This is a genomic window from Dyella sp. (assembly GCF_051954575.1).
In the GTDB taxonomy this organism is placed as follows: domain Bacteria; phylum Pseudomonadota; class Gammaproteobacteria; order Xanthomonadales; family Rhodanobacteraceae; genus Dyella_B.
In genome coordinates this window covers 1-14,097 of sequence record NZ_JBQCHP010000130.1, presented here as the reverse complement: position 1 = coordinate 14,097, position 14,097 = coordinate 1, and the positions used below count along the sequence as shown (strand labels likewise).

13 protein-coding genes are annotated in these 14,097 nt (G+C 63.8%); 8 read left to right on the top strand and 5 right to left on the bottom strand.

The window, feature by feature from the left end:
* From ACTHNE_RS16850 to cyoA, 5 genes are all read right to left on the bottom strand, one after another.
* On the bottom strand, positions 1-813 hold an 813-nt coding region (locus ACTHNE_RS16850; RefSeq protein WP_440269848.1), incomplete at its 3' end, for an SURF1 family protein.
* A gap of 117 nt (positions 814-930) precedes the next feature.
* Positions 931-1,329: a cytochrome o ubiquinol oxidase subunit IV gene (gene cyoD, locus ACTHNE_RS16845; protein ID WP_440269847.1), complete on the bottom strand. Its 399-nt coding sequence runs from the start codon at positions 1,327-1,329 to the stop codon at positions 931-933.
* Positions 1,326-1,958 carry a cytochrome o ubiquinol oxidase subunit III gene (cyoC, locus tag ACTHNE_RS16840; protein WP_324941786.1) on the bottom strand — a complete coding sequence of 211 codons (633 nt, stop codon included), beginning with the start codon at positions 1,956-1,958 and terminating at the stop codon, positions 1,326-1,328. The genes cyoD and cyoC overlap by 4 nt, the downstream gene beginning before the upstream one ends.
* 2 nt (positions 1,959-1,960) lie before the next feature.
* Positions 1,961-3,919, bottom strand: coding sequence for a cytochrome o ubiquinol oxidase subunit I (cyoB, locus tag ACTHNE_RS16835; RefSeq protein WP_324941799.1), 1,959 nt, complete (start codon positions 3,917-3,919; stop codon positions 1,961-1,963).
* A gap of 68 nt (positions 3,920-3,987) precedes the next feature.
* A complete protein-coding gene (gene cyoA / locus ACTHNE_RS16830; RefSeq protein ID WP_440269846.1) occupies positions 3,988-4,947 on the bottom strand; it encodes a ubiquinol oxidase subunit II in 960 nt (319 codons plus the stop codon).
* Between cyoA and ACTHNE_RS16825 the strand changes: the two genes are divergently transcribed.
* The 8 genes from ACTHNE_RS16825 to ACTHNE_RS16790 all read left to right on the top strand — a co-directional run bounded on the left by ACTHNE_RS16825 (position 4,946) and on the right by ACTHNE_RS16790 (position 14,058).
* Positions 4,946-5,128, top strand: coding sequence for a hypothetical protein (locus ACTHNE_RS16825; protein ID WP_324941793.1), 183 nt, complete (start codon positions 4,946-4,948; stop codon positions 5,126-5,128). The two genes, cyoA and ACTHNE_RS16825, sit on opposite strands and share 2 nt — an antisense overlap.
* A 389-nt stretch (positions 5,129-5,517) precedes the next feature.
* Positions 5,518-6,849 carry an MFS transporter gene (locus ACTHNE_RS16820; RefSeq protein WP_440269845.1) on the top strand — a complete coding sequence of 444 codons (1,332 nt, stop codon included), beginning with the start codon at positions 5,518-5,520 and terminating at the stop codon, positions 6,847-6,849.
* Between the two features lie 230 nt (positions 6,850-7,079).
* A complete protein-coding gene (locus tag ACTHNE_RS16815; RefSeq protein WP_440269844.1) occupies positions 7,080-8,885 on the top strand; it encodes a thiamine pyrophosphate-requiring protein in 1,806 nt (601 codons plus the stop codon).
* A 241-nt stretch (positions 8,886-9,126) separates the two neighbouring features.
* Positions 9,127-10,035 (top strand): hypothetical protein, encoded by a 909-nt coding sequence (locus ACTHNE_RS16810; protein WP_440269843.1) that lies wholly within the window; start codon positions 9,127-9,129, stop codon positions 10,033-10,035.
* Positions 10,032-10,682 carry a gluconate 2-dehydrogenase subunit 3 family protein gene (locus ACTHNE_RS16805; RefSeq protein WP_324941087.1) on the top strand — a complete coding sequence of 217 codons (651 nt, stop codon included), beginning with the start codon at positions 10,032-10,034 and terminating at the stop codon, positions 10,680-10,682. The genes ACTHNE_RS16810 and ACTHNE_RS16805 overlap by 4 nt, the downstream gene beginning before the upstream one ends.
* Complete coding sequence (locus ACTHNE_RS16800) at positions 10,672-12,312, top strand: GMC family oxidoreductase (protein WP_324941090.1); 1,641 nt, start codon at positions 10,672-10,674, stop codon at positions 12,310-12,312. The genes ACTHNE_RS16805 and ACTHNE_RS16800 overlap by 11 nt, the downstream gene beginning before the upstream one ends.
* 174 nt (positions 12,313-12,486) lie before the next feature.
* Entirely contained in the window at positions 12,487-13,584 is a 1,098-nt protein-coding gene (locus ACTHNE_RS16795) for an enolase C-terminal domain-like protein (protein ID WP_440269842.1), read from the top strand.
* 12 nt (positions 13,585-13,596) lie between these two features.
* Positions 13,597-14,058 (top strand): PPC domain-containing DNA-binding protein, encoded by a 462-nt coding sequence (locus tag ACTHNE_RS16790; RefSeq protein WP_440269841.1) that lies wholly within the window; start codon positions 13,597-13,599, stop codon positions 14,056-14,058.
* Positions 14,059-14,097: the final 39 nt, after the last annotated feature.

The window sequence follows — 14,097 nt, the reverse complement described above, 5'->3', positions numbered from 1 at the left end:
GGGGCCCCCCCCCCTCCCGCCCCCGGCCCCCCCCCCCAACCTACGTGATCGCGCGCGACGCAGGCGGTATTCGTCGTAGCCCACATAGATGCCGGCACCCAGCACCATCAAGGCCAGCAGGTACCAGGTGATCAGGTAGCTGAGATGGTTGTTGGGGAAGTCGATCACGGTCTTGCCGCCTTCCGGCCACTGCGCGTCCTTGCCCGCCGACGCATCCGCATCCACGAAATAAGGCGCCACGTCTTGCAGCCCGCGCGCTGCGGCGATCGCCGGCACGTCGCGCGTGTACCAGATGTTGTGCGCCGGATCGTTGTGCCGCATGAACGCGTTCGGCTCGGACATGCGCAGCAAGCCGGTCACCGTGGTTTCACCGTCCGGACCGGGCGCGCAATGGCCATCGCGTCCGCACCAGTCGGCCGGTGCGAAACCGCGATTGACCAGCACGATGGAACCATCCGCCATGCGCAGCGGCGTCATCACCCAATAGCCGCTGCCTTCATCCGTGGCCGTCCATACCAGGGTCTGGCGGTCGTGCAAGAACTGGCCGCTGAGGCGCACGTGCAGGTATTCGTCTTTTTCCGCGGTGACGCTGGACCATTCATTGCGCGACGGTGGCGCGACAGGCGGCGCGTGCACACGGCTATCGACGCGGGCGATGAGCGCACGCTTCCAGGCCAGGCGATGGACCTGCCAGTTGCCGAGGGCAACGAAGCCGATAAAAAGCGCCGCGCCAAGCAGGGCGAGCAGCGTCAATGCGATGGGACCACGCGGACGCCGCGGCGTGTCGTAGGGAGAAGTATCTTGGAGAGCCATGCGGAGCATGATCGCATGACTCGCCGCCATCTACCGTAGGTTGGGTTAGCGCAGCGTAACCCAACGTCATCGGCGGCATCGTTGGGCTACGCTGCGCTAACCCAACCTACGGGTAACTCACGGCAAGCTGCGCACGTCCTTCATCATCGACGGCATCATGTTCTGGTTGAGGTGGTACATCACCCAGATCGAACCGCTCAGCGTGATCACCACCAGCACGATGGTGAAGATCAAAGCGAGCATGTTCCAGCCGCCTTCGGATTTCGCGTTCAGATGCAGGAAGTACACCATGTGCACCACGATCTGGATCGCCGCCAGCAGCAGGATGAATGCATCGGCGGGACCGGTCTTCGAGAACGCACCCGACATCACCAGCCAGAACGGAAGGATGGTGAGCAGCGCGGCGGCGGCAAATCCGGTGAGATAGCCTTTCAATGTGACGTGGATGGCGTCCACGCCGTCGTTGCCGTGCTCGTGATGACCATCGTCATGCGCATGCGCAGTAGGTTCGCTCATGACAGTTTCCCCATCAGGTAAACGAAGCTGAAAACGCCCACCCACACCACGTCGAGGAAGTGCCAGAACATCGACAGGCACATCAGGCGGCGCTTGTTTGCAGCGATCAGCCCTTTCTTGCCGACCTGCACCAGCAGCACGATCATCCAGATCAGGCCGCAGGTGACGTGCAGGCCGTGCGTGCCGACCAGGGTGAAGAACGAAGAGAGGAACGCGCTGCGCTGCGGACCGGCGCCGATCGAGATCAGATGCGCGAATTCGGTCAACTCCAATGTGATGAAGCCAGCGCCGAGCAACCAGGTGACCACCAGCCAGGCGACCATCGGCCCACGCCGGTTCTGCTGCATTTCCAGCACGGCGAAGCCGTAGGTGATGGAAGAAAACAACAGCAGCGTGGTGTTCACCGCCACGATCGGCAATTCCAGCACTTCAGCCGCGGAAGGCCCACCGGCGTATTCGCGCCCCAGCACGCCGTAAGTGGCGAACAGGCAGGCGAAGATCAGGCAGTCGCTCATCAGGTACAGCCAGAAGCCGAGCAGCGTGGCGTTTTCCGGATGATGGCCTTCGGTGACATGGAAGCGCAGCGTTTCTTCCGCCCCGCTGCCTCCGCTCACGGTCATCGTCGTCATGGCTAGGCTCCAGCGTGGGCGGCTTCGACGCGCCGCACTTCGTCGGCGGGAATGTAATAGTCGCGGTCGTAGTTGAAGGTGTGATGGATCGCCACCGCCAGCAAGGCAACGAACGACACCGCCGCGATCAGCCACATGTACCAGACGATGGCGAAGCCGAAGATGAAACTCAGCACCGACAGATACACACCCGTACCGGTGTTCTTCGGCATGTGGATCGGCACGAAGCCTTCCACCGGCCGGCGCCAGTTGTGCTGCTTCATCTGCCACCAGGTATCCACGTCGTGCACTTGCGGGGTGAAGGCGAAGTTGTACGGCGGCGGCGGCGAGGAGGTGGACCACTCCAGCGTGCGCCCGTGCCACAGATCGCCGGTGGCATCGCGCAGCTTGTCGCGGCGCAGGATGCTCACCGCGAACTGCACGATCATCGCCGCGATGCCCAGCAGGATCAGCACCGCGCCGAACGCCGCGATCTCGAACCAGATCTGCAGCGACGGATCGTCGATATGGCGAAGGCGGCGTGTCACGCCCATCAGGCCAAGCAGGTACAGCGGCATGAAGGCGAAGTAGAAACCGACCACCCAAAACCAGAACGACACCTTGCCCCAGAACGGATCGAGCCGGAAGCCGAACGCCTTGGGGAACCAGTAGTTGATGCCGGCGAACATGCCGAACAGCACGCCGCCGATGATCACGTTATGGAAATGCGCGATCAGGAACAGGCTGTTGTGCAGCGAGAAATCCGCCGGCGGCACCGCCAGCAGCACGCCGGTCATGCCACCGATGGCGAAGGTCACGATGAAGGCCACCACCCACAGCATCGGCACGTCGAACACGATGCGTCCGCGGTACATGGTGAACATCCAGTTGAAGATCTTCGCTCCCGTGGGAATGGAGATGATCATGGTGGTGATGCCGAAGAACGCATTGACGCTGGCGCCCGAGCCCATGGTGAAGAAGTGGTGCAGCCACACCAGGTACGACAGCACCGTGATCACCACCGTGGCGTACACCATCGACGCATAACCGAACAGGCGCTTGCGCGAGAACGTCGAGGTGACCTCGGAAAACACGCCGAATGCCGGCAAGACCAGGATGTACACCTCCGGATGGCCCCACACCCAGATCAGGTTGATGTACATCATCATGTTGCCGCCGCCATCGGCGGTGAAGAAATGCGTGCCTGCGTAGCGATCCAGCGCCAGCAGCGCCAACGTGGCGGTCAGCACCGGAAACGCGGCCACGATCAGCACGTTCGCGCACAACGCGGTCCAGGTAAAGATCGGCATCTTCATCATCGTCATGCCGGGCGCGCGCATCTTCACGATGGTGGCGATCATGTTGATGCCCGATAAGGTGGTGCCGACGCCCGCTATCTGCAGCCCCCAGATCCAGTAATCCACCCCGCTGTCGGGGCTGGAGGAAAGCTCGGACAACGGCGGATACGCCAGCCAGCCGGTGCGCGCGAACTCGCCGATGAACAGCGAGGTCATCACCAGCAGCGCACCCGATACCGTCATCCAGAAGCTGAAATTGTTGAGGAACGGAAACGCCACATCGCGCGAGCCGATCTGCAGCGGCATCACATAGTTGATAAGGCCGGTGATCATCGGCATGGCGACGAAGAAGATCATGATCGTGCCGTGCGCGGTGAAGATCTGATCGTAGTGCTCGGCCGGCAGGTAACCCTCGTGCGGGCCGAACGCCACCGCCTGCTGGGCGCGCATCATCAGCGCATCGGCGAAACCGCGCAGCAGCATCACCAGCGACAGCACGATGTACATGATGCCGATCTTCTTGTGGTCCACGCTGGTGAACCATTCGCGCCACAGATAACCCCACAGCTTGAAATAGGTGACCAGACCCAGCACCGCGATGCCGGCGATCGCCACGCCGATAAACGTTACGATCAGGATCGGCTCGTGATAGGGAATCGATTCCCAGGTGAGTCGCCCGAAAATCAGCTTGGCCAGATCGGGATATTGGAGGGTCATCGTACCGGCGCCTTCTTTAAGAGCCTATCTAGGTCTTAGGGATGAGCCATCGGCATGGCCGCATGGTTGTCGGACGATGCGGCTGCCTCCGCCCCGCTGGGCGGCTCGGACATACGCAACATGTTCATGCAGCCCGCGCCTGGTTGCACGCAGCGATTGAGGATAGACGCGTAAAGTCCCGGCGCCACGCTGCCGTAATAGCGCACGGGCTCGCGCTGGCTCGGCGCTTCCAGCTTGGTGTACTCGGCGTGGTCCAGCGTGCCGCCCCCGCTCTTGGCATGCGCCACCCACTTGGCGAAATCGTCCTCGCTCATGCCGTGGAAGGTGAAGTTCATGTACGAGAAGCCGGCGCCGCTGTAGTTGGCGGAAAAGCCCCAGTAATCGCCAGGTTTGTTGATCACCGCCTGCAGCGTGGTCTGCATGCCCGGCATGGCGTAGATCTGCCCGGCCAGCGCGGGAATGAAGAACGAATTCATTACTGTGGAGGCGGTGAGGTTGAAATGGATCGGCCGGTCCACCGGCGCCGCCAGCTCGTTGACCACCGCGACATTTTGCTCGGGATAGATGAAGAGCCACTTCCAGTCGAGCGCGACCACGTCCACTTCCAGCGGCTTGGTGTCGACCGCCACCACCCGGCCAGGCCCAAGACGATCGAGCGGACGGTACGGATCGAGCTTGTGCGAACTCACCCAGGTGACCGCGCCCAGCGCGATGATGATCAACAGCGGCGCCGACCAGATCATCAGTTCCACGATGGTGGAGTGATCCCATTCCGGGTCGTAGTGCGCCTTCTGGTTGGATGCCCGGTAGTGCCAGGCGAACACCAGCGCCGTGATGATCACCGGCACCACGATCAGCAGCATCAGGATCAGCGCGATGATGATCAGGTTGCGCTGCTGGAGCGCCAGATCGCCGGACGGCGACATCAACACCGTGTGGCAGCCCGTAAGCGCCAGGACGAGGGCCAGCAGTAGCAGTCCGCGGAGAGCCTTCATGGACATGACCGACGCAACCGAATGGGAGGGGGTACTGCTGGGTCGAAAGGTACGCCGATCGATGGGCGATGCGCAAATGGTCCGACCATCGTCGGCGGTGTACTGCGACAATTCGCACGGCTGCGTGCGGGTGATGTCCGCTTCCGTGCAAGGGCTGAAACAACGGGTGCGCAGGTCATGATGCATGCATGATGCCGAGTTGCGGCATGAATGCTTCGTCGTCGCCTGATGAGCGTTGCATTTCAACTTGCCGTCATCTGTCCCCTCCCCTGCGTAGTAGGGGAGGGCTAGGGCGGGGTTACGCAACCTCGCGATGAATTCCAGCTATGCCGCAAGCGCGTGCAACCCCAGCCCAACCCTCCCCTGCACGCAGGGGAGGGAGTAACCATCCGCTACGCTGATCAGACTCTGCATTGCATGCAAGCAAACGCAGTGCCGCAGCTGTGCAACCGACCATCCTTGCCAATGACCAATCGCCGCACGACACAAAATAGACCCTCCCATCCCTAGCCTTGGCCGCGCAACGGTGCCATGCTGTCGCCGCCGCATCTCCCTATCCGAGCAACGACTATGTCCAGTACGTTTGAGGATCAGCGCGAACCAGCCGGCTTTTCTCCGGACGATCTTGGGCGCATCCATGCCCATGCCCGCCTGGCTCCCGGCGAGATCGCCGTCGGCGTCATCGTCGGGCGAACCGCGGAATATTTCGACTTCTTCGTGTTCGGCATCGCCTGCGTGCTGGTGTTTCCGTCGGTGTTCTTTCCGTTCGAAACCCGGCTGGACGGCATGCTGCTGTCATTCGCGATCTTCTCGCTGGCGTTCGTCGCACGCCCGCTCGGCACCACCCTGTTCATGGCCTTCCAGCGGCGCTGGAGCCGCGGTACCAAGCTGACCATCGCCATGTTCCTCTTGGGCAGCACCACCGCCGGCATGGCCTTCCTGCCCAGCTATAACGTCATCGGCGGCTGGGCCATCGGCCTGCTGACTTTCTTTCGCTTTCTGCAGGGTATTGCGCTGGGCGGATCGTGGGACGGCCTGCCGTCCCTGCTTGCGCTCAACACCCCACCGGAGCGGCGCGGTTGGTACGCCATGCTGGGCCAGCTCAGCGCACCGATCGGTTTCCTGATTGCCAGCGCGCTGTTCCTGTTCCTGCACGAGGAACTGGCCAGCGACGACTTCCTCAACTGGGGCTGGCGCTATCCCTTCTACGTCGCCTTCACGATCAACGTCGTGGCGCTGTTCGCGCGCCTGCGCCTGGTAGTGACGGAGGAATACACCCGCGCCATGGAAGAGCGCGAACTGGCGCCGATCGGCATCATCGCCATGCTGAGGCGCCAGGGCTACAACATCTTCGTCGGCGCATTCGCCGCGCTTGCCAGCTACGCGCTGTTCCACCTGGTGTCGATTTTTCCGCTGTCGTGGATCGTGTTGGGTACCACCCAGTCGGTGCGCGCGGTGCTGACGATCCAGATCATCGGCGCGCTGGTAGGCATCTGCGGCACCATCGCTTCGGGCATCGTCGCCGATCGCATCGGCCGGCGCACCACACTAGGCACCGCCGCCGCGCTGATCGGCGTGTTCGCGCTGTTCGCGCCGTGGCTGCTGGGCGACGGCCAGGCGGCGCAGGACGCCTTCATCCTGATCGGCTTTGGCTTGCTGGGCTTCTCGTATGGGCAGGCGGCCGGCAGCGTCACATCCAACTTCGAGATCCACCTGCGCTACACCGGCGCCGCGCTGACATCCGATTTCGCCTGGCTGATCGGCGCCGCGTTCGCGCCGCTGGTCGCACTGGGCTTGTCCGCGCGCTTCGGCCTGGTGGCGGTGAGCGTGTACCTGCTCTCCGGCGTGGCGTGCACGCTGATTGCGTTGCGGGTGAACAAGGCGCTTGCCGAACGGGAGTGATTTCGCACTCTCCATTTCGCTTCAACGTCATTCCGGCGAACGCCGGAATGACGTTGAGGTGTGAGTGAGGCAGGTCGATCAAGTTCGAGTACGCAAAGCCGAGCCCGCCCGCTCGCAAATATTCCCCACACCTCACGCACAAAAACTGCACACCCCCTGTACGCCGCTCTGCCTAGGTTCCCATAAGAACTGCGTCGCCCAGCGCCCGCAGCACAACCGGAGCCAAGCGCATGAGCAAGCCAACTGTCGGAGACTTCATCGTCGAGCGATTGCACGACTGGGGCGTACGCCGCATCTACGGCTACCCCGGTGATGGCATCAACGGCGTATTCGGGGCGTTGAACCGCGCCCATGGCAAGATCGAATTCATCCAGGCGCGGCACGAAGAGATGGCCGCGTTCATGGCGTCCGCGCACGCGAAGTTCACGGGCGAGCTCGGCGTTTGCATCGCCACTTCCGGCCCGGGCGCGGCGCACCTGATCACCGGCCTTTACGACGCACGCATGGACCACATGCCGGTGCTCGCCATTGCCGGCCAGCAGGCGCGTGCGGCGCTCGGCGGTCATTACCAGCAAGAACTGGATCTGTCGGCCATGTTCAAGGACGTCGCCGGCGATTTCGTGCAGTTGGCGAGCGTGCCGGCGCAGGTGCGGCACATCGTGGATCGCGCGATTCGCATCGCCATGCATCGACGCACGGTCACGGCGATCATTTTGCCGAACGATCTGCAGGAAATGCCGTTCGAGCCGCCCGCGCGCAAGCACGGCACGGTGCATTCGGGCATCGGCTATCAAAAACCCAAGACGGTGCCGTACGAAGCCGATCTGAAGCGTGCCGCCGAGGTGCTCAACGCCGGCAAGAAAGTCGCGATCCTGGTCGGCGCCGGTGCGCTGCAGGCTACCGACGAAGTGATCGCCATCGCCGACAAGCTCGGCGCCGGCGCCGCCAAGGCGCTGCTCGGCAAGGCGGTGTTGCCGGACGATCTGCCATGGGTGACCGGCTCGATCGGCCTGCTCGGCACCGAGCCCAGCTACAAGCTGATGACCGAATGCGACACGCTGCTGATGATCGGCTCGGGTTTCCCGTATTCGGAATTCCTGCCCGAGGAAGGCAAGGCGCGCGGCGTGCAGATCGACATCAAGGCCGACATGCTCAGCCTGCGTTACCCGATGGAAGTGAACCTGGTTGGCGACAGCGCCGAAACGCTGCGCGCACTGCTGCCGATGCTTGAGAAGAAAGAAGACCGCGCCTGGCGCGGCAACATCGAAAAATGGATGGCCGATTGGTGGAAGAAACTGGAGGCGCGCGCCAAGGCCAAGGCCGAGCACGGCATGAATCCGCAGCGCACGGTGTGGGAGCTGTCGCCGCGCATTCCGTCGAACGCGATCGTCACCAGCGATTCGGGTTCCGTCGCCAACTGGTATGCGCGCGATCTGAAAATACAGCGCGGCATGATGTGTTCGCTGTCCGGCGGCCTGGCCTCGATGGGCGCGGCGGTGCCGTATGCGATCGCCGCCAAGTTCGCCCATCCGCAACGCCCGGTGATTGCGCTGGTCGGCGACGGCGCGATGCAGATGAACAACATGGCCGAGCTCATCACCGTCGCCAAGTACTGGCGCACCTGGGCCGATCCGCGCTGGATCTGCATGGTGCTAAACAACGCCGACCTCAACCAGGTCACCTGGGAACAGCGCGTGATGGAAGGCGATCCGAAGTTCGAGGCCTCGCAGGAAATTCCCTCCGTGCCGTATCACCGTTTCGCCGAGATGATCGGCCTGCGCGGCATCTACGTGGATGATCCCGAACGCATGGGAACAGTGTGGGACGAAGCGCTGAGCGCGAACCGTCCGGTGCTGATAGAAGTGAAGGCCGATCCGGAAATTCCGCCGCTGCCGCCGCACATCACGCTGGCGCAGGCCAAGGCGTTCGCCTCCACGCTGATGACCGGCGATCCGGAGCAGGGAAACATGCTGCGCGATACCGCGCGGCAGGTGTTGAGCGCGGTGTTGCCTGGGCATAAGGACGGTGAGAAATAGCCGCGCAACGCCGGATCTGCTCCCTCCCCTACGTGCAGTAGGGGAGGGTTGGGGTGGGGTGAAGCAGGCTTGCGGGAAGTTCCATCATTGCGCATCCCGGAAGCCCTTTCAGCGCAGCGCAAAGCGAGCTTCGCTCGCATCACCCCACCCCAGCCCTCCCCTGCACGCAGGGGAGGGAGCCGTTCTCCGCAACGCTGCCTTGAACATGCTTTTTTTTGCAAATTAGGGACGAGCAATGGCGATGACCCTCAGCCGCCAAACCTGGACCGGCGTCGCCTGCGCATTGGCTGGCGCCGCCGCCGTGGCCGCCATCAGCCGCCGCCGCAAAACCGAACGTCTGCTGCATGTCGAAACCTCGCGCGCCTTCAACCGCAGTTCCGCCCTGCTCGCCTGCTCGGTGCTCACCGACAGCGCCATGGAGCACTACCGCGGCGCGTTCTCCAACGTCGCCATGTACGTGCCGCCAGCAGTGGCGACATTTTCGTTGCTGGCCGGTTTCCACGGCGGCGCCGATCGCACGCCGAGCACGCACGCGGTGCGGCACGCCATCTACTGGAGCGCCGCACTCACCGGCCTGGCCGGCACCGGTTTTCATCTCTACAACGTGATGAAGCGTCCTGGCGGCTGGAGCTGGCAAAACCTGTTCTACGCCGCGCCGCTGGGTGCGCCGACCGCCTTGCTGTTGTCAGGTGCGCTGGGCGCTGCTGCCGAACGCCTGCGCAACCAGCCTGCGCACGAACCTCGATTGCTCGGCATGCCGGCGGGCAAGGCATTGGGCTTGCTGAGCGGCATCGGCCTGGCCGGCACGGCGGGCGAAGCGGCGTTGCTGCATTTTCGCGGCTCGTTCCAGCACAAGGCGATGTATGCGCCGGTCAGCGTGCCGCCTGCCGCATCGGCGCTGCTGCTGCATGCATCGCTGGCCAAACCGCAACCGCGCTGGCTGGCGCGCGCGATGCTGCAGCTGAGCTGGCTGGTCGGCTGGGTCGGCACCGCGCTACACGTGCGCGGCGTTGCACGTCATCACGGTGGTTGGCGCAACTGGAGCCAGAACCTGTTCAACGGGCCGCCGGTGCCGGCGCCGCCGAGTTTCTCCGCGCTGGCGCTGGCTGGCCTGGCCGCGCTGCGTTTGCGGGAAGGAGAACGCCAATGAATCCCTACACTTCGCGTTATCCCGGCTACGACGTGCTGAACAAGCGCGACACACCTTCGTGGGATGCGATCACGCGCAAGGTGATCGCGCAGCGCATGGCCACGCCATCGGAACCTGGTTTTCTCGATATCGTCCGCTGGCGCGCCCTGGAAGCGCTGTGCGCGTGCATCGTTCCGCAAGCCGCCGATCGTCCGCAGGCGCCGCTGGCCGGAATGGTCGACATGCGGCTGCAAAAAAACGCCGGCGACGGTTTTCGTTATGCGCGCTTGCCGCCGTTGCGCGAGGCGTGGCTGACCGGCCTGCATGCGCTGGACGAGGAAAGCAAGGCCCGCCACGAACTCCCGTTCGCGAGCCTGGAACGTTCCGCGCAGAACGCTTTGCTCAGCCAGATGCAGCACGGCGAACTCACCAGCGCGCACTGGAAAGGCATGGACGCGCAGCTGTTTTTCACCCAGCGCGTGCTGCCGGACGTCTGCGGCGCGTACTACTCGCATCCGTATGCGTGGAACGAGATCGGCTTCGGCGGTCCGGCCAATCCGCGCGGCTACGTGCGCATGTACTACGACCGCCGCGATCCGTGGGAAGCGGTCGAGGCCAAACCGGGCAAGGAACGGCAGGCGATGGAGAAAAACCGCCGTGTCCGCTGACGCGCAAGACGAACCGCGCGGCAAGCACGGGCGCGCGCCGGACGTGCTGCGCGTCGGTGGCTGGCTGCCGATGCGCGAATACCTGCAAAACGACGAGGTGGATTTCGCCATCGTCGGCACCGGCGCCGGCGGCGCCACACTCGCCTGCCGGCTGGCCGAAAAAGGCTTCAAGGTGGTGGCCTTCGATGCCGGCGCATGGTGGCGGCCGCTGGAGGAATTCGCCTCCGACGAATCGCACCAGAAAAAACTGTTCTGGACCGACGAACGCCTGTGCGACGGCGAAGATCCGGTCAAGCTCGGCAACAACAACAGCGGCAAGGCGGTCGGTGGCAGCATGGTGCACTTCGCGATGGTGTCGCTGCGCTTCCGGCCCGAATGGTTCAAGGCGCGCAGCCAACTCGGCTATGGCGTGGACTGGCCGCTCGACTGGCGCGAGATGTGGCACTACTACGGCATCATCGAAGACGCCTTGAAGATTTCCGGCCCGGTGAATTATCCGTGGGGCCCGGACCGCGGGCGCTATCCGTATCGCGCGCATGAGTTGAATGCGGCCGCACTGGTGCTGGCGCGCGGCGCCGAAGCGCTCGGCATCGGATGGACGGCGACGCCGCTGGCGACCGTTTCGGCGCCGCGCGGCCTGGCGCATCCGTGCGCGTATCGCGGCTTCTGCGTATCGGGCTGCTCGACCAACGCCAAGCAGAGCACACTCAACGTGTGGATTCCGCGCGCGCTCAAAGCCGGTGCGGAAATCCGCGATCTGGCGATGGTCGGTCGCGTCGTCGTCAACGATGCGGGCCGATGCACCGGCGTGGAGTATTTCCGCGAAGGACGCTGGCAATTCCAGCGCGCCAGGAACGTGGTGGTGGCCGGCTACGCCATCGAAACCCCGCGCCTGCTGCTGCTTTCGGCCACCAGCCGCTTTCCCAATGGCCTGGCCAACAGTTCCGGCCTGGTCGGCAAGAACTTCATGGTGCAGTCGAACCAGGCGGTATGGGGCGTGATGGATCAGGAGATCCGTTCCTACAAGGGGCCGCCTTCGCTCGCCATCACCGAGCACTGGAACTACAACGACAAGAAGGATTTCTTCGGCGGTTACAGTTACATGAGCCAGGGCCCGCTGCCGGTGGTGTGGGCGCTCACTGAAACCCGCCGCGGCCTGTGGGGTGACGCGCTGCTGAAGGACATGCAGCACTACAACCACTACGTGGGCCTGAAGATGGTCGGCGAAACCATGCCGCAGGAACGCAACTGCATCACGCTCGCCGACGAAAAGGACGACTACGGCCTGCCGATCGCGCGCGTGACCCATTCGAACTGCGACAACGATCGGCACATGATCCAGCATGCGCTCGACTTCATGGAAACAGCCCTTGCCGCCGGCGGCGCGAAGGATATCTGGCGCGAAACCGACGACACCTGCCATCTCAACGGCACGGCACGCATGGGCAGCGATCCGCAAACCAGCGTGGTGAATGCCGATTGCCGCAGCTGGGACATTCCGAACCTGTGGATCTGCGATGGCTCGGTGTTCCCCACTGTCGGCGGAGTGAATCCATCGTTGACGATCCAGGCGATCGCCTACCGCACGGCGGACCGGATCGAAGCGCTGGCCAGCCGCGGCGAGCTGTGATGCGGTAAACGTGTGCGAAAACGGCGCATGAAACATGGCGCCCGTTCCACATAACCACCGCACGCCGTTCACCCACGCATGACCTTTTTCCGCGCAGGATGATTTTCTGTAGCGCATTCCGGTCGCCATCATGCCCATACGCATCGAACCAGACATCATCCAGAGGGCGCTTCGATGAGTAGCGCCGCGGCGCAGATCGATTGCGTCGAGGCAACGGCCTACACCGTTCCCACCGACGCGCCCGAAGCGGACGGCACGATCCGCTGGGATGCGACCACCATCGTGATCGCCGAGGTTCGTTGCGGCGATTACGAAGGCTTGGGCTACACCTACACCCACCGCGCCGCAGCGGCACTGATCGCCAAGCCCTTGCGCGACTGCCTGCTCGGCGCCGACCCGATGGATATTCCGCGCCTGTGGCAGGCGATGCGTCGCAGCCTGCGCAACATCGGCAGCCCTGGCGTAGGCTTGATGGCCGTCTCCGCGGTCGATCACGCGCTGTGGGACCTGAAGGCGAAGATGCTCGGCGTATCGGTGGCGACGCTGCTCGGCCGCGTGCGCGATGCTGCGCCGGTCTACGGCAGCGGCGGATTCACCTCCTACACCGTGGATCAGCTGCAAACGCAGCTCGCCGGTTTCGTGGAGCTGGGCATCGGGCACGTCAAGATGAAGGTCGGCTCGCAGCCGTCGGACGATCCCAAGCGCGTATTTGCGGCGCGCGAAGCGATCGGCGCGGATATTGGCTTGATGATCGACGCGAACGGCGCATACACGCGCAAGCAGGCGCTCGCGCTGATGCAGCAGTTCGACGAATGCAAGGTCGAATGGTTCGAGGAACCAGTGTCGTCGGACGACCTGCAAGGCCTGCACATGCTGCGTCAACACATGCCTTCGCGCACCGAAGTGGCGGCCGGCGAATACGGCTGGGATACCTGGTATTTCCGCCGCATGCTGGAAGCCGGCGCAGTGGACGTGCTGCAGATCGACGGCACCCGTTGCGGTGGTTTTACCGGCTTTCTGCAGGCGGCGGCGCTGGCGCAGGCTTATGGCGTACCCAGCTCCGCGCACTGCGCGCCGCACCTGCACGCGCACGTGTGCTCGGCGGCGCCGGGTTTGCGCGATATCGAATATTTCCACGACCACGTCCGCATCGAATCGATGTTCTTCGATGGCCTGCCGGAACTGCGCCATGGCGAGCTCGTCGTCGACGTCGGTCGCGCCGGCCTGGGGCTTACGTTGAAGAAGCAGGACATCGACGCTTATCGCGTCTGAGGAGGTTCAGCCATGCAGCATCAGCTCATCCGTCATGGCCAGGGCTCGCGCACGTGGTCCATCGTGCTGGACGCCGGCGAAGAAGTGGCCGGCTGCCTGCAGGCGTTCGCCCGCGCCGAGGTGCTCAACCCCACGCATTTCACCGCAACAGGCTCGCTGCAGGACGCCGTGCTGGGGCAGCTTGCGCCGAGCGAGCATGATTTTCGGCGTGATCCGCTTGCTCATCGCCTGCAGATCATCTCGCTGGCCGGCGACATCGACCTGCACGACAGCCAGCCGCGCCTGCGCATGCGCGCCGTGCTCGGCGACAGCAACGGCGCCACCTTCGACGGCCATCTGCTGGAAGGCCACGCCGACGCCGGCCTGGAAGTAATCATGACCGAAGCCCCCGTGCAACTGCATAAGGACTACGACACCGACGCCGGCCTCGCGCTGTCTAAGGCAACACTGAATAAGCACAAGGAGAACTCCTGATGATCGCCACGCATACTGTCGGCAGCCGTTGCTGGGCCA

Coding starts and splice junctions, on each gene's coding strand:
- cyoD (WP_440269847.1), bottom strand. CDS start 1,329: ATGAGCGAACCTACTGCGCATGCGCATGACGATGGTCATCACGAGCAC.
- ACTHNE_RS16795 (WP_440269842.1), top strand. CDS start 12,487: ATGAGTAGCGCCGCGGCGCAGATCGATTGCGTCGAGGCAACGGCCTAC.
- ACTHNE_RS16790 (WP_440269841.1), top strand. CDS start 13,597: ATGCAGCATCAGCTCATCCGTCATGGCCAGGGCTCGCGCACGTGGTCC.
- ACTHNE_RS16805 (WP_324941087.1), top strand. CDS start 10,032: ATGAATCCCTACACTTCGCGTTATCCCGGCTACGACGTGCTGAACAAG.
- ACTHNE_RS16825 (WP_324941793.1), top strand. CDS start 4,946: ATGGACATGACCGACGCAACCGAATGGGAGGGGGTACTGCTGGGTCGA.
- cyoC (WP_324941786.1), bottom strand. CDS start 1,958: ATGACGACGATGACCGTGAGCGGAGGCAGCGGGGCGGAAGAAACGCTG.
- ACTHNE_RS16815 (WP_440269844.1), top strand. CDS start 7,080: ATGAGCAAGCCAACTGTCGGAGACTTCATCGTCGAGCGATTGCACGAC.
- cyoA (WP_440269846.1), bottom strand. CDS start 4,947: ATGAAGGCTCTCCGCGGACTGCTACTGCTGGCCCTCGTCCTGGCGCTT.
- ACTHNE_RS16810 (WP_440269843.1), top strand. CDS start 9,127: ATGACCCTCAGCCGCCAAACCTGGACCGGCGTCGCCTGCGCATTGGCT.
- ACTHNE_RS16820 (WP_440269845.1), top strand. CDS start 5,518: ATGTCCAGTACGTTTGAGGATCAGCGCGAACCAGCCGGCTTTTCTCCG.